21 protein-coding genes and 1 riboswitch are annotated in these 22,723 nt (G+C 64.8%); of the genes, 17 read left to right on the top strand and 4 right to left on the bottom strand.

What is annotated here, in order from left to right; all coding sequences use genetic code 11:
* Positions 1–141 precede the first annotated feature (141 nt).
* Positions 142–1,425, bottom strand: coding sequence for a serine--tRNA ligase (gene serS / locus BN3266_RS12765; protein WP_059005513.1), 1,284 nt, complete (start codon positions 1,423–1,425; stop codon positions 142–144).
* 456 nt (positions 1,426–1,881) lie between these two features.
* Between serS and vanR the strand changes: the two genes are divergently transcribed.
* From vanR to BN3266_RS12695, 14 genes are all read left to right on the top strand, one after another.
* Positions 1,882–2,577 (top strand): VanR-ABDEGLN family response regulator transcription factor, encoded by a 696-nt coding sequence (gene vanR / locus BN3266_RS12760; protein WP_059005511.1) that lies wholly within the window; start codon positions 1,882–1,884, stop codon positions 2,575–2,577.
* Positions 2,567–3,721: a sensor histidine kinase gene (locus BN3266_RS12755; RefSeq protein WP_242861780.1), complete on the top strand. Its 1,155-nt coding sequence runs from the start codon at positions 2,567–2,569 to the stop codon at positions 3,719–3,721. The genes vanR and BN3266_RS12755 overlap by 11 nt, the downstream gene beginning before the upstream one ends.
* Positions 3,722–4,577: 856 nt before the next feature.
* Positions 4,578–5,336 carry a coenzyme F420-0:L-glutamate ligase gene (locus tag BN3266_RS12750; protein ID WP_082671843.1) on the top strand — a complete coding sequence of 253 codons (759 nt, stop codon included), beginning with the start codon at positions 4,578–4,580 and terminating at the stop codon, positions 5,334–5,336.
* A 55-nt stretch (positions 5,337–5,391) separates the two neighbouring features.
* Entirely contained in the window at positions 5,392–5,934 is a 543-nt protein-coding gene (locus BN3266_RS12745; RefSeq protein ID WP_059005508.1) for a hypothetical protein, read from the top strand.
* Positions 5,935–5,969: 35 nt separating this feature from the next.
* On the top strand, positions 5,970–6,425 hold the full coding sequence (locus BN3266_RS12740; protein WP_059005506.1) for a GNAT family N-acetyltransferase: 456 nt from the start codon (positions 5,970–5,972) through the stop codon (positions 6,423–6,425).
* 219 nt (positions 6,426–6,644) lie between these two features.
* Positions 6,645–7,091 (top strand): CtsR family transcriptional regulator, encoded by a 447-nt coding sequence (locus BN3266_RS12735; RefSeq protein WP_021658814.1) that lies wholly within the window; start codon positions 6,645–6,647, stop codon positions 7,089–7,091.
* Between the two features lie 12 nt (positions 7,092–7,103).
* Complete coding sequence (locus BN3266_RS12730) at positions 7,104–7,598, top strand: UvrB/UvrC motif-containing protein (RefSeq protein WP_059005503.1); 495 nt, start codon at positions 7,104–7,106, stop codon at positions 7,596–7,598.
* Positions 7,598–8,674, top strand: coding sequence for a hypothetical protein (locus BN3266_RS12725; protein ID WP_059005501.1), 1,077 nt, complete (start codon positions 7,598–7,600; stop codon positions 8,672–8,674). The genes BN3266_RS12730 and BN3266_RS12725 overlap by 1 nt, the downstream gene beginning before the upstream one ends.
* A 65-nt stretch (positions 8,675–8,739) precedes the next feature.
* Positions 8,740–11,175 carry an ATP-dependent Clp protease ATP-binding subunit gene (locus BN3266_RS12720; RefSeq protein ID WP_192926655.1) on the top strand — a complete coding sequence of 812 codons (2,436 nt, stop codon included), beginning with the start codon at positions 8,740–8,742 and terminating at the stop codon, positions 11,173–11,175.
* Positions 11,176–11,202: 27 nt separating this feature from the next.
* Positions 11,203–11,592 (top strand): thioesterase family protein, encoded by a 390-nt coding sequence (locus tag BN3266_RS12715; RefSeq protein ID WP_059005498.1) that lies wholly within the window; start codon positions 11,203–11,205, stop codon positions 11,590–11,592.
* 173 nt (positions 11,593–11,765) lie between these two features.
* The gene (locus BN3266_RS12710; RefSeq protein ID WP_021658820.1) at positions 11,766–13,142 is read left to right on the top strand and encodes an MATE family efflux transporter; all 1,377 of its coding nucleotides are present in this window, start codon (positions 11,766–11,768) and stop codon (positions 13,140–13,142) included.
* Positions 13,143–13,276: 134 nt separating this feature from the next.
* A complete protein-coding gene (locus BN3266_RS12705) occupies positions 13,277–13,798 on the top strand; it encodes a GNAT family N-acetyltransferase (RefSeq protein ID WP_059005496.1) in 522 nt (173 codons plus the stop codon).
* Between the two features lie 212 nt (positions 13,799–14,010).
* Positions 14,011–14,508, top strand: a complete 498-nt coding sequence (locus tag BN3266_RS12700) for a helix-turn-helix domain-containing protein (protein ID WP_059005495.1) — start codon at positions 14,011–14,013, stop codon at positions 14,506–14,508.
* Entirely contained in the window at positions 14,505–14,747 is a 243-nt protein-coding gene (locus BN3266_RS12695; RefSeq protein ID WP_059005493.1) for a hypothetical protein, read from the top strand. The genes BN3266_RS12700 and BN3266_RS12695 overlap by 4 nt, the downstream gene beginning before the upstream one ends.
* 977 nt (positions 14,748–15,724) lie before the next feature.
* Here BN3266_RS12695 and BN3266_RS12685 read toward each other — a convergent pair.
* Positions 15,725–16,822, bottom strand: coding sequence for a DUF362 domain-containing protein (locus BN3266_RS12685; RefSeq protein WP_044992182.1), 1,098 nt, complete (start codon positions 16,820–16,822; stop codon positions 15,725–15,727).
* Between the two features lie 34 nt (positions 16,823–16,856).
* Positions 16,857–17,540 (bottom strand): endonuclease III, encoded by a 684-nt coding sequence (nth, locus tag BN3266_RS12680; protein ID WP_059005490.1) that lies wholly within the window; start codon positions 17,538–17,540, stop codon positions 16,857–16,859.
* A gap of 639 nt (positions 17,541–18,179) precedes the next feature.
* Here nth and BN3266_RS12675 point away from each other — a divergent pair.
* The 3 genes from BN3266_RS12675 (at position 18,180) to BN3266_RS12665 (ending at position 21,647) form a co-directional block, all read left to right on the top strand.
* The gene (locus BN3266_RS12675; protein WP_059005488.1) at positions 18,180–18,605 is read left to right on the top strand and encodes a DUF2752 domain-containing protein; all 426 of its coding nucleotides are present in this window, start codon (positions 18,180–18,182) and stop codon (positions 18,603–18,605) included.
* Between the two features lie 399 nt (positions 18,606–19,004).
* On the top strand, positions 19,005–20,261 hold the full coding sequence (gene glyA / locus BN3266_RS12670; RefSeq protein ID WP_059005486.1) for a serine hydroxymethyltransferase: 1,257 nt from the start codon (positions 19,005–19,007) through the stop codon (positions 20,259–20,261).
* Between the two features lie 102 nt (positions 20,262–20,363).
* The gene (locus BN3266_RS12665; protein ID WP_059005485.1) at positions 20,364–21,647 is read left to right on the top strand and encodes a replication-associated recombination protein A; all 1,284 of its coding nucleotides are present in this window, start codon (positions 20,364–20,366) and stop codon (positions 21,645–21,647) included.
* A 73-nt stretch (positions 21,648–21,720) separates the two neighbouring features.
* Here BN3266_RS12665 and BN3266_RS12660 read toward each other — a convergent pair whose 3' ends face one another.
* A complete protein-coding gene (locus tag BN3266_RS12660; RefSeq protein ID WP_021658855.1) occupies positions 21,721–22,227 on the bottom strand; it encodes an MFS transporter in 507 nt (168 codons plus the stop codon).
* Positions 22,228–22,407: 180 nt separating this feature from the next.
* Positions 22,408–22,647: riboswitch (cobalamin riboswitch) on the top strand.
* Positions 22,648–22,723: the final 76 nt, after the last annotated feature.

Raw genomic sequence — 22,723 nt, 5'->3', positions numbered from 1 at the left:
AGAGGCCCGGGTGGACACGCCACCGTCGGGCGCCGCCCTTTGCCGGCGAGAGGGAACGGCGGAGGGCGGAGGGAAAACGGGAAAATGGCCGCAAAAAAGAGAGGGGCGCCAGACCGGCGCCCCTCTCTTGGGCAGATCGCTCTATTTTTCCAGCTTGTCCTTGCCGCCCATGTACATCCGCAGCGGCTGGGGGATGGCCACGGTGCCGTCTGCCTGGAGGTTGTTTTCCAGATAGGCAATGAGCATCCGCGGCGGGGCCACCACCGTGTTGTTGAGGGTGTGGGGGAAGTAGTTTTTCCCGTCGGCCCCCTTGACGCGGATGCCCAGCCGCCGGGCCTGGGCGTCGCCCAGGTTGGAGCAGCTGCCCACCTCGAAATACTTTTTCTGGCGGGGGGACCAGGCTTCCACGTCCAGGCTCTTGACCTTCAGGTCGGCCAGGTCGCCCGAGCAGCACTCCAGGGTGCGCACCGGGATGTCCAGGCTGCGGAAGAAGTCGACGGTGTTCTGCCACAGCTTGTCGTACCACATCATGCTGTCCTCGGGCTTGCAGACCACCACCATTTCCTGTTTTTCAAACTGGTGGATGCGGTAGACCCCCCGCTCCTCAATGCCGTGGGCACCCACCTCTTTGCGGAAACAGGGGGAGTAGCTGGTGAGGGCCTGGGGCAGCTCGGCCTCGGGGAGGATGGTGTCGATGAACTTGCCAATCATCGAGTGCTCGCTGGTGCCGATGAGGTAGAGGTCCTCCCCCTCGATCTTGTACATCATGTTCTCCATCTCGGCAAAGCTCATCACCCCGGTGACCACGTTGCTGCGGATCATGAAGGGGGGCACATAGTAGGTGAAGCCCCGGTCGATCATAAAGTCCCGGGCGTAGGAGAGGATGGCCGAGTGCAGCCGGGCGATGTCCCCCTTGAGGTAGTAAAAGCCGTTGCCGCTGGTGCGCCGGGCGCTGTCCAGGTCGATGCCGTCGAGCCCCTCCATGATGTCCACGTGATAGGGCACCTCAAAGTCAGGCACCACCGGCTCGCCGAAGCGCTCGATCTCCACGTTCTCGCTGTCGTCCTTGCCGATGGGGACCGAGTCGTCGATCAGGTTGGGGATGACCAGCATCCGCTCGCGGATCTGCTGGGTCAGCTCCTCCTCCTTGGCCTTGAGCTCGCTCAGCTCCCCGGCGATGGCGGCCACCTTGGCCTTGGTCTTCTCGGCCTCTTCCTTGAGCCCCTTGCCCATCAGGGCGCCGATCTCCTTGCTGATGGAGTTGCGCTGGCTGCGCAGCAGATCCCCCCGGGACTTGGCCTCGCGGAACTCCCGGTCCAGCTTTACCACCTCGTCCACCAGGATCAGCTTTTCCTCCTGAAATTTTTTCTTGATGTTCTCCTTGACCCGCTGGGGGTCCTGCCGCAGCAGATTGATGTCCAGCATCGCTTCTCTCTCCTCTTCTTTCAAAGCTGTGGGGCAACAAAAAAGCCCCCCGTCCCCAGCCGCCCTCTCGGCGCTGTTGGGACGAAAGGCGTTCCTTCCGCGTTGCCACCCAAATTGCTCGCCCCTGCGGGGCGGCCTCTCGACGGTGCGGTAAAGGGCACCGGCCTTCGGCTCGTCGCCGACAGCTCGGGGGTGGAAAGGCCCGTCCCTCCCGCCGGTTTGCACCAACCACCGGCTCTCTGGGCGGATTCGCGGACCGCAGTTCCCGTCGTCGCTGTGAAATGCTGTTTTCTTGCCTTCAGTATACCCCATTTTTCCCCGCCGTGCAACCAAAATGCAAAAAAGTCCGCCTGCTTGGAGGAGGGCCGTATTTCGCAAAAACACAGAAATTCTCAATAAATATCCGCCCCCTTTTCTGGTACAATGGAGAAAATGGGAGAAGAGGGGGATGCGCAGATGGGCGAGACGGTGTTGGTGGTGGACGACGAGCGGGAGATCGCCGACCTCATCGAGGTGTACTTGAAAAACGAGGGCTTTGCGGTGCGGACCTTTTACCGGGCCAAAGACGCCCTGGCCTGCATCGCCGGGGAGAAGATCGACCTGGCGGTGCTGGACGTGATGCTCCCCGACGGGGACGGCTTTGCCCTCTGCCGCCAAATCAGGGAGGAGCACACCTTTCCCATCCTTCTGCTGACGGCCAAGGGGGAGGAGACCGACAAGATCACCGGCTTTGCCCTGGGGGCCGACGACTACGTCACCAAGCCCTTTCGCCCCCTGGAACTGGTGGCCCGCGTCAAGGCGCAGCTGCGGCGCTACACCCGCTACAACCCCGCCGCCGCCCGTCCTGACGGGCTGCTGGTGCGGGGCGGGCTGACCGTCGACCCCGGCACCCACGAGTGCACCCTCGACGGGAAGCCCCTGGTGCTCACCCCCACCGAATTTGCCATCCTGCAGATCCTCTGCGAGGAGCGGGGGCGGGTGGTCGGTTCAGAGCAGCTCTTCGCCCAAATTTGGGGCGAGGCCTATTTCACCAAGAACAACAACACCATCGCCACCCACATCCGCCACCTGCGCGAGAAGATGGGCGACTCGGTGGAGCGGCCGAAATACATCAAGACGGTGTGGGGAGTGGGGTATAAAATTGAGGGGTAACGGCTGGCGGCAAAAGCCCTATCGGCAGATGATGCGCAAGGTGTTCGGGCGGGTGCTGGGCATAGCCCTGCTGGCGGTGGTGACGGTGGCGGTGCTGCGCTCGGCCGGGCGGGGGAAAATCGGCAACTGGATCGCCGGGTGCATCAGCACCTACCTGGGGGTCAGCTGGGAGACCGCCGCCCGGCTCTACTTCAACTATGTGCGCCAGTACCTGGACATCTTTTTGGGGGTGGCCATCGTCGCCTTTTTCCTCCTCTTCTTCTGGGCGCTGTTGAGCTGGTTCACCGGCTACTTTGACGAGATCATCGCCGGGGTGGACTGGCTGGCCGGCGGGAAGGGGGAAAATCTGGTCCTCCCGCCCGAATTGGATTTTATGGCCGAGAAGCTGGGGGCGGTCAAGGACGAGTTGGAGCGCAGCGCCGCCGCCGAGCGGGAGGCCGAGCGCCGCAAAAACGACCTGGTGCTCTACCTGGCCCACGACATCAAGACCCCCCTCACCTCGGTCATCGGCTATTTGAGCTTGCTGGACGAGGCGCCGGATATGCCCCCCCAGCAGCGGGAGAAGTACATCCGCATCGCCCTGGAAAAGGCCGGCCGCCTGGAGGGGCTGGTGGGGGAATTCTTTGAAATCACCCGGGACCTGCTGCAACAGGAGGCCCTTTCCCGCCAGCCGGTGGACCTCTGCTGTATGCTGGTACAGGTCGCCGACGAGGCCTACCCCCAGCTGGCCGCCGGGGGGCGGCAGGCGAGGCTGCACCTCCCCCCCTCGCTCTGCGCCTGGGTCGACCCGGACAAGATGGCCCGGGTCTTTCAAAACCTCCTCAAAAACGCCGTCGCCTACGGCGCGCCGGAGGGCGACATCCACATCTTCGGCAATCGGACAGGGGAGAGGGTCTCTGTCTGCTTTGAGAACGCCGGCGACATTCCCCAGGAAAAGCTGGAGGCGATCTTTGAGAAGTTTTACCGGCTCGACGCCTCCCGGCAGACGGCCACCGGCGGCGCGGGGTTGGGGCTGGCCATCGCCCGGGACATCGTGCAGCGCCACGGGGGGGATATCCGGGCCGAGAGCGGGGGTGGGCGCATCGCCTTCACCGTCGACCTGCCGGTGGGGACCGGCGGGGGGCCATCAGGACCGGCGAGATAGATAAAGAGGAGCGGGCGGTTGCCGAATGGGGCAGCTGCCCGCTCTCTTTGCAGCCCGGCCTTTTTGGCCGGTCTCGCTTCCGCGTCGTCTGCTCAAGGGGGTTCCCGCGCCATCCCCCCTCGGCAGAGTTCCTGCTGCCTTTTCCGTGCCGCCTCTCCCGGTTCTCCTCCCGCGGTTTTCCCGCGCTGCCGCTCTCATCCCCGCTTGCCGATTTTTTGCGCGACCCCTCCCGGGCGCCGTTCCGCTGGCTTTCCGGCGCCGCCGCTCTCGAGCAGCCTCCCATTGGTTTCCCCAGCCCCCATTCCCAGCCCCTCTTCTTGCCGATTTTCCTGCGCGGCAGCGCCCAGTCGCCCTCCTGCCGATTTCCCTGTGCCCTCCCGTCTCCCGGACATCCTCTCATTGCTTTCCCCGCGCTGCGGCGCTGGGTATGCTCTCGCCAGTTTCCCTGTGCAATCGCATTGGGTAGCCCCCCTGCCGCTTTTTTGTACCGCCGCTTCCGCCCGCCCTACAGGGTTTTTCGCACCACCCCTCCCGGCTGCTCTCTTGCCAGTTCCCCTGTATCATGGCCACTGGCTTCCCTTTCGCCGATTTCTCCGTGCCGTGGACATCGGCCCCCTTCTTGCCGGTTTCTCCGCGCTGGAACGCTCGGCCCTCTGCCGCTCCACCTCTCCCTGCCGCTGCGTCCGCCTATCTCTGGGCCGTTTTGGTACCCCCTTCCGTCAAGTCTTGAGAAAGCCTCCATCAATTCCCCACTTTTTCTCCATCTCCCCTCAAAACACCGCTTCGCCGCCCGCGCTAGAATGGGTCTTGTCAAAGAGAAACGGGCCCGCCTGGGCCGGAGAGGAGCAGTCGAGAGATGGACGAGAGAGAAAAAGAGCAGTCGAGAGACGGGGAAAAGGGGGTACAGCGCCCCGCCTCGGTGGCGGGGACCGTCATCAACCCCGACAAGGAGGAGGAGATCACCTGGCAGGGGATGCGCTATCGGCGGCTGTGCATCCGCACCCCCGTCATCACTGCGGGGGACGACATCGTGCAGGTGGCGCGCCGGTACGCCGGGCCGCTGCTCGAGAAGGGGGACATCCTCTTTGTCACCGAGAAGGCGGTGGCCTGCACCCAGCGGCGGGCCATCCCCCTGGAGGAGATCCACCCCCGCCCTCTGGCCCGCTTTTTGAGCCGGTTTGTCCGCCGTACCCCCTACGGCATCGGCCTGGCCATGCCTGAGACCATGGAGTGCGCCCTGCGGGAGTGCGGCACCCTCCGCATCCTGCTGGCGGCGGCGGTCTCGGCGGTGGGGAAACTGCTGGGGGAGCGGGGCTGGTTTTATCGGGTGGCGGGGTATCGGGCGGCCAGCATCGACGGCCCCTGCCCCAACACCCTGCCCCCCTACAACCGCTATGTGGTGCTGGGCCCCCTCCGCCCCGACGGGGTGGCCGAAGAGCTGGCCCAGGCCCTGGGCTGTGCGGTAGCGGTGGTGGACCTCAACGACCTGGGGGGCGAGATCCTCGGGGTCTCCGACCGGCGGATGGACCGGGCGCACCTGCGCTCCCTGCTGCGGGACAACCCCCTGGGCCAGTGCAGCGAGCAGACCCCCATGGGGATCCTCCGCCGGGGGTAGCAGGGCAGGGCCCGGTGTGTTATGGCGGGAAAAAACAGAGGGAGGGTGGTGCGCCGTGGTCACAGAAGAGCCGACAAAAGAGACGACCGCGCAGTGGCGGGCCCTTTGGGAGGGGTACCGCGACCGGCTGCGGCCGGACCGGGCCTCGGGGCGGGCGCTGCTTGGCTATCTGCAGGGCAGGTATGAGCTGACCGAAATGTTCGACGGGTGGGCCGCCGGTAGCGTGACCGGCAGCGTTTTGGGAAATGCCTGCTGCCGCGAAAAATTGCCGGCCGCCGCCCGCCCTGCCGCACGGACCTTTTACCTGGAAAACAGCGGGGCGAGAAAGACCCTGTGTGAGGGGGAGAGCGGCGATTCGGCCCCCGAGGGAAGGGTGGGCGGCAGGATCTTCGTCGGCGTCAACACGGTCATCGGCCTTTTCACGGTGGAGGGGAGCACCCTGCTCTGGGAGGAGCTCTGCGCCGTCCGGGAGCTGGACGAAGAGGACATCCAGAACTTCGTCTCTGCCGCCCAGTACGTCGCCGCGAGGGAGCGGCCGGGCCGCCCAGTCAGGGTGAGACTGCCCGCGCCTTTTCCCCGCCTTCCCTTTGTGCTATAATGGCGGGGAATCGTGAAAAAGGGGAGGGCGTTGAGATGGCGAGACAGCTGCAAAGCGAGGCCCTGCGGTGCGAGTGGCACCGGGGCAAAGAGGGGGCGGAGGACGGATTTGCCCTGCGGATGGAGGTCTTTACCTACGAGCAGGACTTTCTCGCCGAGATCGAGGTGGACGAGGTGGACGACACCGCATACCACCTGATCGTCCGCCGGGGCGGCGAGGCGGTGGCTGTCTGCCGCCTCTTTCCCGGAGAGGAGCCGGGGCAGTACATCGTCGGCCGGGTCTGCGTCAAGAAGAGCTGCCGGGGCCAGAAGCTGGGCCTTTTGCTGATGGAGGAGACCGAGGGCAAGGCCCGCGAACTGGGGGCCCGCTCGCTGTTGCTGCACGCCCAGGTGCAGGCGGCGGGTTTTTACGAGGCGGCGGGCTACACCTCCCAGGGCAAAGCCTTTACCAAGGACGGCTGGCCCCATGTGAGCATGCTCAAAGAGCTGTGAGAGAGAAGAGAGAGCGGGCGCTGGTGAAGCGCCCGCTTTTTTTGTCAGAAGGCGAAAAAGGGCAAACGGTCTCAAAAATGGGCGCGTGGGAGAGCTATTTCCAATATTTGATACTTTGACTTTTCCTGACTTATGAGTATACTGATTTCATAAGGTCAGATAAAGTCAGCTCCTATTGCATAGAGATAGAGACGAGGCCCAGAAAGGGGAAGGGGAACGATGAAAATCAGCGACTTGATCACCCAGCGCATCCTCCAGCTGATGGAGGAGCAGGACGGCATTGCCGAGATCCAGCGCAACGAGTTTGCCGGGGAGATCGGCTGTGTGCCCAGCCAAATCAACTATGTCCTCACCTCCCGCTTTACGCCGGAGCAGGGCTACACCATCGAGAGCCGCCGGGGGGGCGGGGGGTACATCCGCATCACCCGCATCACCGTGGGGCCGCAGAATTTCATCATGCACGTGGTCAACTCCATCGGCGAGGCGCTGGACGAGAACACCGCCCGCATCCTCTTAAAAAATCTGGCCCAGCGGGAGATCTTGAGCGAGGACACCGCCCGGCTGATGCTCTCGGCGGTGTCCGACAAGACCCTGCGCCCCTGCCCCCCCGACTGCCGCGACCGGGTGCGGGCGGCCCTGTTTAAAAACATGCTGCTCAACGCGTGAGGAGGAAGCGATATGCTCTGTGACATCTGCAAGAAAAACCAGGCCCAGATCAGCTACCGCCAGGTGGCGGGCGGGCAGGAGACCATTTTGCACCTCTGCCCCAGCTGTATGGCCAACATGGGGCTTTTGGGCGGCGGCATCCTCGCCGGGGCCCTCTTCGGGGAGGGGCATACCCCCCAGGTGCAGCGGCGCTGCCCGGGCTGCGGCAGCACCTTTGAACAGATCGCCGAGAAGGGGAAGTTGGGCTGCGCCCAGTGCTACGACTTCTTCGGCGAGGACGTGGCGCGGATGGTGGGCAAGATCCACGGCAACTTGACCCACCAGGGAAAGATCCCCCACTCGGCCCACCTGGCCCCGCGGCAGGACCGGTCGGCCGAGCTGGCCGCCCTCAAGGAGGAGATGCAGGCGGCCGTCGAGAGCCAGAACTTTGAGCGGGCGGCCGTGCTGCGCGACCAGATCCGCGCCCTGGAACAGCCCGAGTGCGCGAGAGAGGAGGGGGAGCAGTGATGGGCGAGAAGTGGTACTTTCAGTCGGGCCCCGAGGGGGACGTGGTGATTTCCAGCCGCATCCGCCTGGCCCGCAACGTGGGCGATCTGCCCTTCCCCGATTTGATGAGTGCCCGGCAGCGGGCCGCCTTCATCCAGCGGGTGCAGGCAGCGGTGGAAAATGCCGCCTTTGGCGAGGGGCTGCAGCTTCGCTATGTGGACGTGGGCGCCCTTGACCAGAGCCACCGCATGGCCCTGGTCGAGCGCCATCTCATCAGTTTGGAGATGGCCAAGGCCGGGGGCGGCCTCCTCCTCTCGGACGACGAGACGGTCTCGGTGATGCTCTGCGAGGAGGACCACCTGCGCATCCAGATCATGGGGGCCGGCCTCTGCTGCGAAGGGTGCTGGCAGCTGGCCGACCGGCTCGACGACCTGCTGGACGAGGGGCTGCACTTCGCTTTTGACGAGCGGTGGGGCTACCTGACCCACTGCCCCACCAACCTGGGCACCGGGATGCGGGCTTCGGTGATGGTCCACCTGCCGGCGCTGGAGCGCTCGGGATACCTGCGCAGCCTGATTAACAGCGCCTACAAACTGGGCATAACTATTCGGGGCACCTACGGCGAGGGCACCTCGGCCGAGGGGAGCTTCTACCAGATCTCCAACCAGTTGAGCCTGGGCCTCTCGGAAAAGCAGGTGCGGGACAATCTGGCCGCGGTGGTGCGGCAGCTGGCCGCCGAGGAGCGCCGCCAGCGCGCCCAGTTCTGCGCCGAGGACCCCCTGGCCTTTGAGGACCGGGTCTACCGCGCCCTGGGGGTGCTGGAAAACGCCCGGCTCCTCTCCCACCGGGAGGTCATCGACTGCGTCTCCCAGCTGCGGCTGGGGATCGCCGGGCAGGTGGTGGAAAAGCTGGACTTCTTCACCGCCGCCCGCCTGCTGGGGGAGACCGGGGCCAACTCCATCGCCGCGGCCCACCCCGAGGCCCAGTCGGCCCGGGAGCGCGACCGCATCCGCGCCCAGATCGTGCGGGACATCCTGGGCCGGGAGCGGCGGGTCCGAGAGGACCGATCCCCGGCAGAGGGCCGGGAAAACCAGTGACAGAGGGCGGCAGAGGCCGCCGAGAGCGCCCGCCCACAGGGCGGGGATAGAGGAGGGATGAAATGATGTACTCATTTCGCGGATTCACCGAAAAGGCCAACACGGCCTTGAACATGGCCATTGAGACAGCCCAGAACCTGGGCCACACTTATATCGGCAGCGAACACATCCTGGCCGGGCTCATCAAAGAGGGCTCCGGGGTGGCGGGGCAGGTGCTCTCCGAGAGCGAGATCACCTACACCGACTTAGAGCAAAAAATCGTGGAGATGGTGGGGCGGGGCATCCACTCCAGCGTCACTCCCAACGACTTCACCCCCCGGGTGAAGCGGATCTTGGAGCTATCCATCCTCCAGGCCCGCAAGATGGGCCACAACTATGTGGGCACCGAACACCTGCTGCTGGCTCTGCTGAGCGAGCGGGACTCGGTGGCGGTGCGGCTACTGGAACAGTGCGGGGTGGACATCGACCGCCTCTACGGCGAGTGCGCCGAGTCGGTCTCGGCCGACGGCGGCGAGGCGGTGGAACCCGGCGCCCCCAAGGGGGGGAAGGGGAGCACCGCCACCCTGGACAAATACGGCAAGGACCTGACCAAGGCCGCCCGCGACGGGCTGCTGGACCCGGTCATCGGCCGGGACCGGGAGATCGAGCGGGTGACCCAGATCCTCTCCCGGCGCACCAAGAACAACCCCTGCCTCATCGGCGAGCCGGGGGTGGGCAAGACCGCCCTGGCCGAGGGGCTGGCCCAGAAGATCGCCGCCGGGGAGGTGCCCGAGATCCTCAAGGGCAAGCGGGTCATCACCCTGGATCTGACCGGGATGCTGGCGGGCACCAAGTACCGGGGCGACTTTGAGGAGCGGCTGAAAAACGCCATCGCCGAGCTCACCGCCTCCAAAAACGTCATCCTCTTCATCGACGAGCTGCACACCATCATGGGTGCCGGCGCGGCCGAGGGGGCGGTGGACGCCGCCAACATCCTGAAGCCCGCCCTCTCCCGGGGGGAGATCCAGGTCATCGGCGCCACCACCCTGGACGAGTACCGCAAGTACATTGAAAAGGACGCCGCCCTGGAGCGTCGGTTCCAGCCGGTGACGGTGGAGGAGCCCTCGAAGGAGGACTCGGTGGAGATCCTCAAGGGGCTGCGGGACAAGTACGAGGCCCACCACAAGGTCAAGATCACCGACGAGGCCATCGAGGCGGCGGTGGAGCTCTCCACCCGCTACATCAGCGACCGCTACCTGCCCGACAAGGCCATCGACCTCATCGACGAGGCCTGTTCCCGGGTGCGGCTGAAAAACTACACCGCCCCCCAGGACGTGCGGGAGCTGGAAGAGCAGTTGGGCCAGCTGGCCGCCGAGAAGGAGTCGGCGGTCAACGCCCAGGACTTCGAGCGGGCAGCCGCCCTGCGCGATCAGGAAAAGACCCTCAAGGAGAAGTTGGACGCCCAGAAGAAAAAGTGGGAGGAGGGCAACACCCACAAGTCCGACGAGGTGGGCCCCGAGGAGATCGCCCAGGTGGTCTCCCTCTGGACCAAGGTGCCGGTGAGCCAGCTGACCAAGCAGGAGAGCGAGCGCCTGCTGGACATGGAAAATATCCTCAAGCGGCGGGTCATCGGCCAGGACGAGGCGGTCACCGCCATCGCCAAGGCCATCCGCCGGGGGCGGGCCGGGCTCAAAGACCCCCGCCGCCCCATCGGCTCCTTCATCTTTTTGGGGCCCACCGGCGTGGGCAAGACCGAGCTCACCAAGGCTCTGGCCGAGGCCCTCTTCGGCGACGACACCGCCATGATCCGGCTGGACATGTCCGAGTACATGGAGAAGCACACCGTCTCCAAGCTCATCGGCTCGCCCCCGGGGTATGTGGGCTACGACGAGGGCGGCCAGCTCACCGAGAAGGTGCGCCGCAACCCCTACAGCGTGGTCCTCTTTGACGAGATCGAAAAGGCCCACCCCGACGTCTTCAACATGCTGCTGCAGATCATGGACGAGGGCACCCTCACCGACAGCCAGGGCCGCAAGGTCAACTTCCGCAACTGCGTGATCATCATGACCTCCAACGTGGGGGCCCGGCTCATCACCGAAAAGCGCCAGAGCCTGGGCTTTTCCGGGGTGGCCGACAGCCTGGAACAGGACGTCAAGGCCCGGGTGATGGAGCAGCTCAAAGAGACCTTCCGCCCCGAGTTTTTGAACCGGGTGGACGACATCATCGTCTTCTCCAAGCTCACCCAGGAAAACATCGAACAGATCGCCGGCAACATGCTGGGCGAACTGGCTGGGCGGCTGAAAAACGTAGGGGTGCAGATGGACTGGACCGAGGCGGCGGTCAAACAGCTTGCCTCGGTGGGCTTTGACCCGGTCTACGGGGCCCGCCCCCTGCGCCGGGCCATCGTCTCCCACGTGGAGGATATGCTCTCGGAGGAGCTGTTGGCCGGAAAACTGCAAAAAAATGACGCCATTACCCTTGACTATGGCGACCAGTTCTTCTATACTAAACACGATTCGTAAAATATCGGACGATCGAGGGGGAGCCCAATGGAGCAGGAAAACCGCAGCTACACCGCCACCGAAGAGGTGACGCCCGAAAAGACCGCCAAAGCCGTGGGCAGCGGCGCGTTGGAGGTGTACGCCACCCCCGCCATGCTGGCCTTGATGGAGAAGGCGGCCACCGCCTGCCTGGCCCCCTTGTTAAAAGAGGGCGAGACCTCGGTAGGGGCCCAGATCGGCTCGACCCACCTCTCCCCCAGTCCGCTGGGGGCCACCGTCCGGGCCACGGCCACCCTGCTGTCCTTTGACGGGCGCACCGCCCGCTTCGCCGTCACCGCCGAGGACGATTTTGGCAAGATCGGCGAGGGGGAGCACACCCGCGCCGTGGTGGGGGCCCAGCGCTTCCTCCAGCGAATGCGGGAGAAAAAGCCCCTTTAAGGGGTTCTCAAAAATAGCCGCAGGGGCCTTGACAGGGTCTTCACCGGCGCCAAGAACCAACCGAATTGGGTGCGGCGAGCCATCGCCGTGCCCCTTTTTGGGGGTATATAGTATAACTTTGGACTAATTTTTCCGGGGCCATCCGCCGCCGGTTTTGACAGAGGAGGATTTGTTTGAAACAGTACGATTTGACCAGGGGAAGTGTGAAGGGGCACTTCATCCGCTACTTTGTGCCGACGCTGCTGAGCAACTTTTCCGTCTCGGCCTTTGCCTTTGTCGACATGTTCTATGTGGGCAAAGGGGTGGGGGCCGACGGGCTGGCGGTGCTGAGTTTGGCGCTGCCCTTTGTCATTGTGGGCGGGGTCATCTCCCTGCTGCTGGGCATCGGCGGCTGCACCATCCTGGGCATCGAGACCGGGCGGCGAAACGAGCGGGCGGGGACCGAGCTCTTCTCCCTCTGCGTGAGCTTGGGGGCGATCGCCGGGGTGCTCATCACCGCCGTGGTCATGCTCTTTTTGGACCCCATCGCCCGCTTTTCCGGCGCCAGCGAGGAGCTGCTGCCCATGGTCAAGGACTACCTGCTCCCCCTCACCGCCACCCAGGTGCTCTACATCCTCAACCAGATCATCGGCTTCTTTGTGCGGGTGGACGGGGCCCCCAACCTGGTGATGGGGGCGACCATCGCCTCCAACAGCTTCAACATCATCTTCGACTACGTCTTCATCTTCCCCATGGGGATGGGGGTCTTCGGCGCCTCTCTGGCCACCGGTCTGGCCCCGGCGGTGGGCATTGCCGTCAACCTGCTCCACTTCCGCAAGGGGCATCCCCACACCATCGCCTTCCGCCCCTCCAAAGCCATGTTCTCCTGGCTGGGGCGGGTGGCCAAAAACGGCTTTGGCTCCTGCGTGTCCGAACTGGCCTCGGCCTTCACCATCTTCTGCTTCAACAACGCCATGCTGCGGCTGGGGGGCGACCTGGCGGTCTCCGCCTACTCGGTGGTCTCCAACCTCTCCTTCGTGGTCTTTTCCATGTGCAACTCCATCGGCCTCTCGGCCCAGCCCCTGGTGGGGGTCAACTACGGTGCCGGCAAGCGGGAGCGGGTCAAGCGCTCCCTCGTCACCGCCTATGCGGTGGCGGTGGGCTTTGGACTGTTCCTCTTCGCCCTCTTCCAGCTCTTCCCCAGCCAGGTGATCGGGGTCTTTGCCAAGGCGGGGGAGGACGCCCTCATCGCCATCGGCACCCACGGGTTGCGGCTGTACAGCTTTGCCTTCCTGACCATGGCCTGCAACCTGACCACCATCGCCATCTTTCAGGGGCTCGAGTGCTCCCGCAGCGCCAACCTCCTCTCCATCTGCAAGGGGGTCGTCTTCATGCTGCTGGGCCTCTGGACCCTCTCGAGCCTGCTGGGGGTCGACGGGGTCTGGCTGACCACCCCCTCTTCCGAACTGCTGACCTTCCTGCTGTGCATCGGCCTGCTCATCTACAACCTGCGCAGCCGGCTGGCGGCCCTCCCCGAGGAGTCGGCAGAGCCGGTGGTGCAGGGGCAGTGACCCGTTTTCCACCTGACGAAAAGCGCCCTGGACGGGACCCCGTCCGGGGCGCTTTTTTGCGTGTTGCGGGAGGGGGGCACATCCCGTATAATAAAAGGACAAACAGAGAAAGAGAAGAGGGAGGAGTGCAAGAGATGACATTTCGCAGGACAGAGGCCGCCGACCTGGACGGGGTGATGGAGATCGTCCGCCAGGCGCAGGCCTCCTTAAAGGCGCGGGGGATCGACCAGTGGCAAAACGGCTACCCCGACCGCCCCGCCATCGAGGCGGACATCGCCCGGGGCTGGTCCTATGTGCTGGCCGACGGGGGGCGGGTGCTGGGCACCGCCGCCATCTCCTTTGCGGGGGAGCCCACCTACGACACCATCTCCCAGGGGAGTTGGCGGGGCGAGGGCCCCTACGCGGTGATGCACCGGGTCGCGGTGCGGGAGGACTGCAAGGGGCAGGGGCTGGCCGGCCGGCTGGTGTCGGCGGCGGCCGACCTCTGCAGGGCGCAGGGGGTGGGGCAGATCCGCATCGACACCCACCGGCAAAACGCCTCGATGCAGCGGATGCTCGAAAAAAACGGCTTTGCCTACTGCGGGATCATCTACCTGCAAGACGGCGCCGAGGCGGGGGCCGAGCGCCTCTGCTTTGACAAGCTGCTGGAGGTGTGATACAACCAACAGTAGAGAGATGGACGCCGGTTGAGGGAAAACCGGCAAAATCCAACCCGCAGTTGTGAAAAACCGGGGAAAAGCGGGCAAAATGCAACCAGCGCTCTCCCTTCGCTCAACGGCAAGTCCCTTCCGACGGGGGGCCATTTCCGGCATACTGGTACCAGGCCCCAAAGGGAGCCGCCTACATCACCGAAAGGGAGAAATGAAAAATGGAAGAGAATCAGATCGGCAGACAGATCGCGGAAAACCGGCGGGCCAAGGGGCTCACCCAGGAACAGCTGGCGGAGGAGTTTGGGGTTTCGCCCCAGGCGGTCTCCAAGTGGGAGAACGGCGCCTCCTGTCCCGACATCCTCATCCTCCCCCAACTCGCCGACTTCTTCGGCATCACCGTGGACGAACTGCTGCGGGGCCCCCGGGGGGAAGAGGTGCGGCTGCTGCCGCCGGAGGAGCGGAAGAACGCGGACGAGATGCTCATCAAAATCATCGTCGACAGCGACGAGGGGGACCGGGTGCGGATCAAGCTGCCCCTCTCGCTGGTGCGCATCGGCCTGCAAATCGGACTGCAGATCCCCCAGGTGGGGGAGAACCCCGCCCTCAAGGATCTGGACTTCGACAAGATCTTTGATTTGGTGGAGCAGGGGGTCATCGGCCGCCTGGTAGAGGTCGACACCGCCAAGGGCGAACACGTGGAGATCGTGGTGGAATGAACATTCGCATCCGGGAGGAGGGCTTTCGCCTTCACCTCCCCATCCCCAACCGGCTGGCCTTCAGCGGCCTCTCGGCCAGGGTTTTCGCCCGCGCGGCAAAAGACCGGGGCATCGAGCTGACGGCTGCGCAGATCCTGACCTTCTTTCAGGCCATCCGCCGCTACCGCAAAGCCCATCCGGGCTTCACCTTGGTGGAGGTGCGCACCAAAGACGGCGGCGTGGTGGAAATCAAGCTGTAAAAAACCTTGTGGGGCTGGCGGTCTTAGACCGCCGGCCCCCTTTTTCTACCGGGGCGGGAGGGGAAAAGCGCGCCCCTTTGCCCTGCACTCCAAAAGCGATGAAAGGGGATAGGAGAGGGGGGCGACTGGTGAGGACCAATTTTGACAGGGCCTTTCCGGCCGCGCCTACCTGTATGGGAGAAAAGGGAACCCCTTTTCGGCCCTGTCCTCTCTTGCCCTTCTATATGCCATGTATGGCCGGGAGAAAGGGAATCCCCAGGTGAAGGGGGTGATGGCGGGTCAAAAAAGCCCCACCGCCCCTGCCAGCGGGGCCTTCGGCCGGGAAGGAGAAGTTCTGTGGGACAGGCAGGGGAAAGCGCCGCCAACACCCCGCCAGGTTGTGGGGGGACTTTTGGAGGCTGCAATATGCGGCTGTGCGACCCGCCATTCCCCGTCTGGCCGCGCTTTCAAACATTGCCCCGCGAGGGGATGATTTTTTGACGATATTGTCGCAAGTGCTTGCTGTGATCGTTCACTCCACGTCCTGTGGGATGTCCCCCCTCCCTAGAGTGCAAGCCCCTTGCGTTGTACCGGCAGGGACGGGGGCAGGGGCGGCCCGCCTGGATATCCCCCTGGCGGGCCGCCGCTGACCCCAACAAGGGAGGAGGACGGTTTCCCCCGACCAATTGGCCCCCACTTCAAGCAGAAGAGGGCTCGCGCCTATAAGGCCGGCCCGGTCCGAACCGATCAGCGTCTGTTTGGGGGCGGACAAGAGGGGGAGGCAATGGGGACGCCTTTGCGGGGGTCGCCCTCGGCGATGGCCCTGTTGCTGGGGCCAAAGAGCGGCCTGCCGGGCGCACCCGCACGGGGGATGGAGCAAAGGGCGAAAATGTTTGGGGTGAAAAGAGGGCGCAAAAAGGCGGGGCCGGAAGGAGGATCCCTTCCGGCCCCGCTTTGTTTGTGAATGATTTTTCGCGCTGAGAGCCCGCCCGGCGGGCCTAGATTTCAACCAGTTCGTACTCGGTGCTGCCCAGGCCGATCTTCTCGGCGTGCAGCAGGGTGCCCTTCCAGTCGGTGGTGGGGTGGGCGGCGCAGAAGTGGTCGCCGTCCTCCCTGCCGTCCAGGTGGCTGCCGGGGAGGGCGGGCTGGCGGTTGGCCATGTCGGTGCAGGCCATGTCCAGCGCCACCGGGTCGAAGGAGGCGAACATCCCCACGTCGGGGATGATGGCCGCGTCGTTTTCAGCATGGCAGTCGCAGAAGGGGGAGACGTCGATCACCAGGCTGATGTGGAAGTGGGGCCGCCCCTGAAGTACCGCCAGGGAGTACTCGGCGATCTTGCAGTCGAGGATCTCGTTGGCCTCGTCCGACGCGGGCTGCACCGCGTCCGCCGGGCAGACGCCGATGCAGCGCCCGCAGCCCACGCAGCGGCTGTGGTCGATGCGGGCCTTTTTCTCCACAAAGGAGATGGCGCCATGGGCGCAGTTCTTGCGGCAGCTGCCGCAGCTGATGCAGCGCTCCTCCTCCACATAGGGTTTGCCGCTGGAGTGCATCTCCATCTTCCCGGCGCGGGAACCGCAGCCCATGCCGATGTTCTTGAGCGCCCCGCCGATGCCGGTGGCCTCGTGGCACTTGAAGTGGGTCAGGGAGATGACCACGTCTGCGTCCATCACCGCTTGGCCGATCTTGGCCTCGCGCACATACTCCCCGTCGATGGGCACCAGGGCCTCGTCGGTCCCCTTGAGACCGTCGGCGATGATCACGTGGCAGCCGGTGGAAAAGGGGCTGTACCCGTTTTCATAGGCGGCGTCCAGGTGGTCCAGAGCGTTTTTGCGCCGCCCCACATAGAGGGTGTTGCAGTCAGTCAAGAAGGGGCGGCCCCCCAGCTTTTTGACCAGGTCGGCCACCACCTTGGCGTAGTTGGGCCGCAAAAACGCCAGGTTCCCCGGCTCGCCGAAGTGGATCTTGATGGCGGCGTACTTGTTGTGAAAGTCGATGCGCTCCATCCCCGCCTCCCGGCAGAGGCGCTCCAGCTTCTGCAGCAGATTTTCCTCCAGGGTGGTGCGCATGTTGGTGAAATACACTTTTGAAGGGGCCATGCTCTCTCTCCTCTCGTCTCTCTCCACTTGTTCCTCAGACCGCCGGGGCGGCCGCCTTTTTGGCGGCGGGCTTCTTGGCGGGCTTTTTCTCCACGTCGGTCTTTTTGCAGATGTCCGCCAGGGGGCAGCCCTCGCACTTGGGGCTGCGGGCGTTGCAGACGTCCCGCCCGAAGTTGACCAGCCGGTGGCAGAAGTTGTTGGACTCCTCCGGGGGGATGATCTTGCGCAGGGCCATCTCCACCTTCACCGGCTCTTTGCGCTCCGTCAGGCCGATGCGGTAGGACAGGCGGATGCAGTGGGTGTCGGTGACGATGGCCGGTTTGCCGAACACGTCCCCCACGATCAAGTTGGCGGTCTTGCGCCCCACCCCGGGCAGCTTGAGCAGCTCCTCCAAGCTGTCGGGCACCTGGGAGTCGTACTGGTCGATGAGCATCCCGCAGAGGCTGACGATGTCTCGCGCCTTGGTCTTGCCCAGCCCACAGGGGCGGACGATGGCCTCCACGTCCTGGGGGTCGGCGTCGGCCAGGGACTCCAAAGTGGGGAAGCGCTCGAATAGAATGGGCGTGATCTGGTTTACCCGCGCGTCGGTGCACTGGGCCGCCAGCCGCACCGCGATGAGCAGCCGGTAGGGCTGGTCGTATTCCAGGGTGCAGTCGGACATGGGGTAGATCTCCTTCAGCCGCCGCACCGCCTCTAAGGCGCGCTCTTTTTTGGTCATGAAACACCCTCCTCACAGGGCGGAAAAAGCCGCTGGAAAACGGCCTCTATCCCGCAAATTAGACAAAAATAGTGTACCATACCGCCCGGTGTTGCGCAAGACGGCGGGGGCGGATTTGCAGATTTTATCTGTCGTAAAATGAGGTGCGCCCCAACCGGCGGTTGGAGAGGGCCGCGAGCGCAGCTCCCCAAAGCTGTGCCGACCCCCTATTTCAGGGCTGGCCGGGTTTGGCCTTATAAGGGCGTTCGATTTCCCCGCTACGAGTTGGGCGCTTGCACAGGCGGCAGTAAACAATGCGGCCCGTGGCAGGGGGCGGCGTGCCACCCTATTGCGGCTCTGCCGCCGGGGAAATGGAGAGGCCCTGACAGGCAGGAGCGCTGTTGCATCGGGAAATTTTGAAATGGAAGAACCGTTTGGAGCACGGTTGAGAGGATGTCCTGTCCACATGCGGTTGGCAGAGAAAAGCCCTGCCGCCCGGCAAGCAGCCGGGTCCCTCGCCGATTTTCGCCCGCTGAAACCCCGCTGGAAACCCGCCGTCCCCCTTTGCCAGCGGGGCCGTTTCATGGTAAAATAAAAAAATCGGCCGCCCGCTGCTCCGTGCTGGGCGGCCCGGAAAAACGAAGGAGAGGAGGTCTGTCCGTGAACCGTGCTCCATCCGCCCCCCGCCCCAAAAACCGCTGGCTGGTCTGGCTCATCGTCGCCCTCTTTGCGGTGGAGGTGGTGCTGATCCTCACCGGCCACTACCAGTGCCCCTTCTATGCAATCACCGGGGTGCCCTGCCCCGGCTGTGGCCTCACCCGCGCCGGGATCTGCCTGTTGCAGCTGGACTTTGCCGGTGCCTTCGCCCTCAACCCGGCCATCTATCTGGTGGCCCTGACGGCGGGGGTTGCCCTGCTCTCCCTCCTCCTCAAAAAGACCTGGCATACCCAGGTCTGGCCCTACGGGGCGATGATGGTGGGGGTGCTGCTGATCTACGTGGTGCGCATGGCCCTCTATTTCCCCCACACCTACCCCCTGGTCTGGAACGAGAGCGCCCCCCTCTTTCAAATGCTCGTCGGCCGCTAGGGCCCCCGCGGCACCTGTTGTCCCGCCCTTTCGCTTCCCCGGTGAAAGGGGGCGGAAAGCGCAGCCGGACGGCAGAAGGGGGGCCCATCAGGCGGCTGTGGCCGCGCTGGTCTGCGCGCCGTGGCGATGGCACGGGTGCAGGGGACGTCCTCTGCCCGTCTGTGCGGTTTTGCCGGCCCCGCCCCTTCCCCTTGCGGCCGTGCGCCCTCACTCTGCGGGGGGACGGCGGATGGGGCGGGGGCGGTTCTGGCCGCATCCGCCCCACTTTGGGCAAACGGCGCCCGGTGAGAGGCCCGGCGGTCTGTGCGCCGCCTTGTGCTTTTGAAGAAATCGGGGTATACTGGTTGATAATGCGGCCGCGGCCCCGGTTTGCGGCTTGGAAAATAGGAGGGAAGAACTATGTTTGCAGATATGATGGACACCATCGGCTTTGTGGGAAAGACCGATCCCGAGCTGGCCAAGGCCATGGGGCTGGAGCTGGCCCGCCAGCGCCGCAATTTGGAGCTGATCGCCTCCGAGAACATCGTCTCGCCGGCGGTGATGGCCGCCATGGGGAGCATCCTCACCAACAAGTATGCCGAGGGCTACCCCGGCAAGCGCTACTACGGCGGTTGCGAGTACATCGACATGGTGGAGACCCTGGCCATCGACCGGGCCAAGGCGCTCTTTGACTGCCAGTGGGCCAACGTGCAGCCCCACTCGGGCGCCCAGGCCAACATGGCCGTCTACTTTGCCCTCCTCGCCCCCGGCGACAAGGTGCTGGGGATGTCCCTGGCCGACGGCGGGCACCTGACCCACGGCAGCCCGGTGAACATGTCGGGAAAATACTTTCAGTTTGCCTCCTACGGGGTCACCCGCGAGGACGAGCAGATCGACTACGACGCCCTGCGCGCCCAGGCGCTGGAGTGGCGGCCCAAACTGATCGTGGCCGGGGCCAGCGCCTACCCCCGCACCATCGACTTTGAGACCCTTGCGGGGATCGCCAAGGAGTGCGGCGCCCTGCTGATGGTGGACATGGCCCACATCGCCGGGCTGGTGGCCGCCGGGGAGCACCCCTCCCCCCTGCCCTGGGCCGACGTGGTCACCACCACCACCCACAAGACCCTGCGGGGCCCCCGGGGCGGCCTCATCCTCTCCAACGACCCCGAGCTGGGCAAAAAAATCGACAAGGCCATCTTCCCCGGCACCCAGGGCGGCCCGCTGGAACACATCATCGCCGCCAAGGCCGTCTGCTTTGGCGAGGCGCTGCAGCCCGCCTTCAAGGACTACCAGCGCCAGGTGGTGAAAAACGCCGCCGCCCTGGCCGCCGGCCTCACCGAGCGGGGGTTCCGCCTGGTCTCCGGCGGCACCGAAAACCACCTGGTGCTGGTGGACCTGCAGAACTTCGACCTCACCGGCAAGGAGTTTGAGCGCCGGCTGGACGAGGTCTACATCACCGTCAACAAAAACGCCATCCCCTTTGACCCCAAGAGCACCTTTGTCACCAGCGGCATCCGCGCCGGCAGCCCGGCGGTCACCACCCGCGGCCTCAAGGAAGCGGACATGACCGAGATCGCCGAGCTCATCTACCTGGCCGCCGCCGACTTTGCGGGCCAGGCCGACGCCATCCGCCAGCGGGTGGGGGCCCTGTGCGAAAAATATCCCCTCTACCTCTAAAAACAGGGGAGACTGTGTTACAATAGCAGATGGGCCGGCGGGGAGAAGCCCGCCGGCCCATCTGTTTTGACTTCACTTTGCAAAAAACAGGAGGAGACCGCCATGCCCTTGGCCGACCGCATTCGCCCCCAGACCCTCGACGAGGTGGTGGGCCAGCAACACCTGCTGGCCCCCGGCTCGGTCTTTCGCAACATCGCCGACTCGGGGCAGATCCCCAACATGATCTTTTACGGCCCTTCGGGGGTGGGGAAGACCACCGTGGCCCGCATCGTGGCCAAGCAGGCGGGGAAGGAACTCCACCGCCTCAACGGCACCACCGCCTCCACCGCCGACATCAAGCAGATCATCGCCGAGCTGGACACCTTCTCCGGCGCGGGGGGGATCCTCCTCTACCTGGACGAGATCCAGTACCTGAACAAAAAGCAACAGCAGACCCTGCTGGAATTTTTGGAGGACGGCTCCATCACCCTCATCGCCTCCACAACCGAAAACCCCTATTTTTACGTCTACAACGCCATTCTCAGCCGCTCCACCATCTTCGAGTTCCGGCCGGTGGAGCCACAGGAGGTCAAGCGGGCGGTGCTGCGCGCCTTTGAGAAGATGGCGGGGGAGATGGGCTACCCCATCCACTGCCCCGACGAGGTGGCCGACTACATCGCCCAGAGCTGCGGGAGGGATGTGCGCAAGTCCCTCAACGCGGTGGAGCTGTGCTGCAACGGCACCGGCTTTGACGAGGGCGGGGAGGAAAAGACCATCACCCTGGAGCGGGCGATGCAGGTGGCCCAGCGCTCGGCCATGCGCTACGACCGGGACGGCGACGCTCACTACGACGTGATGAGCGCTCTGCAAAAGTCGATCCGCGGGTCCGACCCGGACGCGGCCGTCCACTACCTGGCCCGGCTGCTGGCGGCGGGGGATCTGCCCTCGGCCTGCCGGCGGCTGCTGGTGATCGCCAGCGAGGACGTGGGTCTGGCCTACCCCCAGTGCGTGGCCATCGTCAAGGCCTGCGTCGACAGCGCCCTGCAACTGGGGCTGCCCGAGGGGCGCATCCCCCTGGCCCAGGCCGCCATCCTCATGGCCACCGCCCCCAAATCCAACTCGGCCAACCTGGCCATCGCCGCCGCCATGGCCGACGTGGAGGCGGGCCGCTACTCCGACGTGCCCGCCTCCATCAAAGACGCCCACTACGGCGGGGCGGCCAAGATGGGCCGCGGGCTCAGCTACCGCCTGCCCCACGACTACCCCGACCACTATGTGGCCCAGCAGTACCTGCCCGACAGCCTGCGCGGCCGGGTCTACTACCAGTACGGCCCCAACAAGACCGAGCAGGCCGCCAAGGCCTACTGGGACGGGATCAAGGCCCGCCACAAGGAGGGGGAGAAGTAGCCCCTTTCCAGCAAAAAAGCCGCCCCTGCCGCAACGCGCGGCGAGGGCGGCTTTTGGCTGCCGAAAAACGGGGTCATTCCTGGGGATCTTCGCCCTTTTGGCGGGCCTCTTCCTCGGCCTTGAGGCGGGCTTTCTCCTCGGCGTCCCGGCGGCGGGCCTCCTCCTTCTCGGCCTTGAGGGCGGCCACCGCGGCGTTGGCCTCTTCCGAACCGGCGATCATCACCTTGCCGTCGATGTAGACGATCTCACCCTCCTCGACCTGGCTGTACCCCTCGTAGTCAAAGTCGTCGGGTTCCTCCCGCTCCTCCTCGGGGAGGATGTCCAGGTCGTCGTAGGTGATGGCGGCCTGCCGGCGGCGGGCCTCCCGCTCCTGCTGGGCCCGCTCGGCCTTCTCCTCCTTGCGCTCCCGATGGGTCTGGATGGAGTACCAGACCATGGCCACAAAGAAGAGCAGCAGCAGCACGCTGAAGGCCAGGAAGATCCACTGCCAACTGCCCCACTGGGCCAGCGGGGTGCGCACCAAAAAGAGGACGCAGGAGATCAAAATGAAGAGGATGGCTATTGCAACAAAAATTCCCATGGGGGAGATCGCTCCTTTTTCGTTTCAAGTCGGCGCCCCTTGTTCGCCGGGATCGATATTTTTTATCATACCATGAAACTGGCCGCAAAACAAGGAAGGACGTCGATTTTGCGGGGAGGCCACCCCCTGCCGAAAGGGGGAAAAATCGCTTGGTCAGGCATTGACAATTCCAAAAAATGCCTGTACCATAGGGGTGTCGGTACAGCCTTTTGGCTGTGGAGGCGGCGGGCAAAAGCCCTGCCGCCGGACGGGGAATGCGGTGCAAATCCGCAGCAGCTCACTCTACTGTGAGAGGGGACGAACCCCGCAACCACTGGCGTGCGTTCTGGGCGCGCGCTGGGAAGGGCGGGGGGAGGAGTGGCGGCCAACAGGCCGCCCGCAGCCTCAAGTCAGGATATCCGCCGGCGCATTGGAACCTATCTTTCGGTGAGGAAAAGACGGTACAATAGTGCGCGGGGGCGTGTCCTGGCCCCCCAATCATGTTTGTACGCTCTTT

The sequence above is a fragment of the Bittarella massiliensis (ex Durand et al. 2017) genome, from assembly GCF_001486165.1.
Lineage (GTDB): Bacteria > Bacillota > Clostridia > Oscillospirales > Ruminococcaceae > Bittarella > Bittarella massiliensis.
This window is presented reverse-complemented; position numbering and strand designations above follow the sequence as displayed.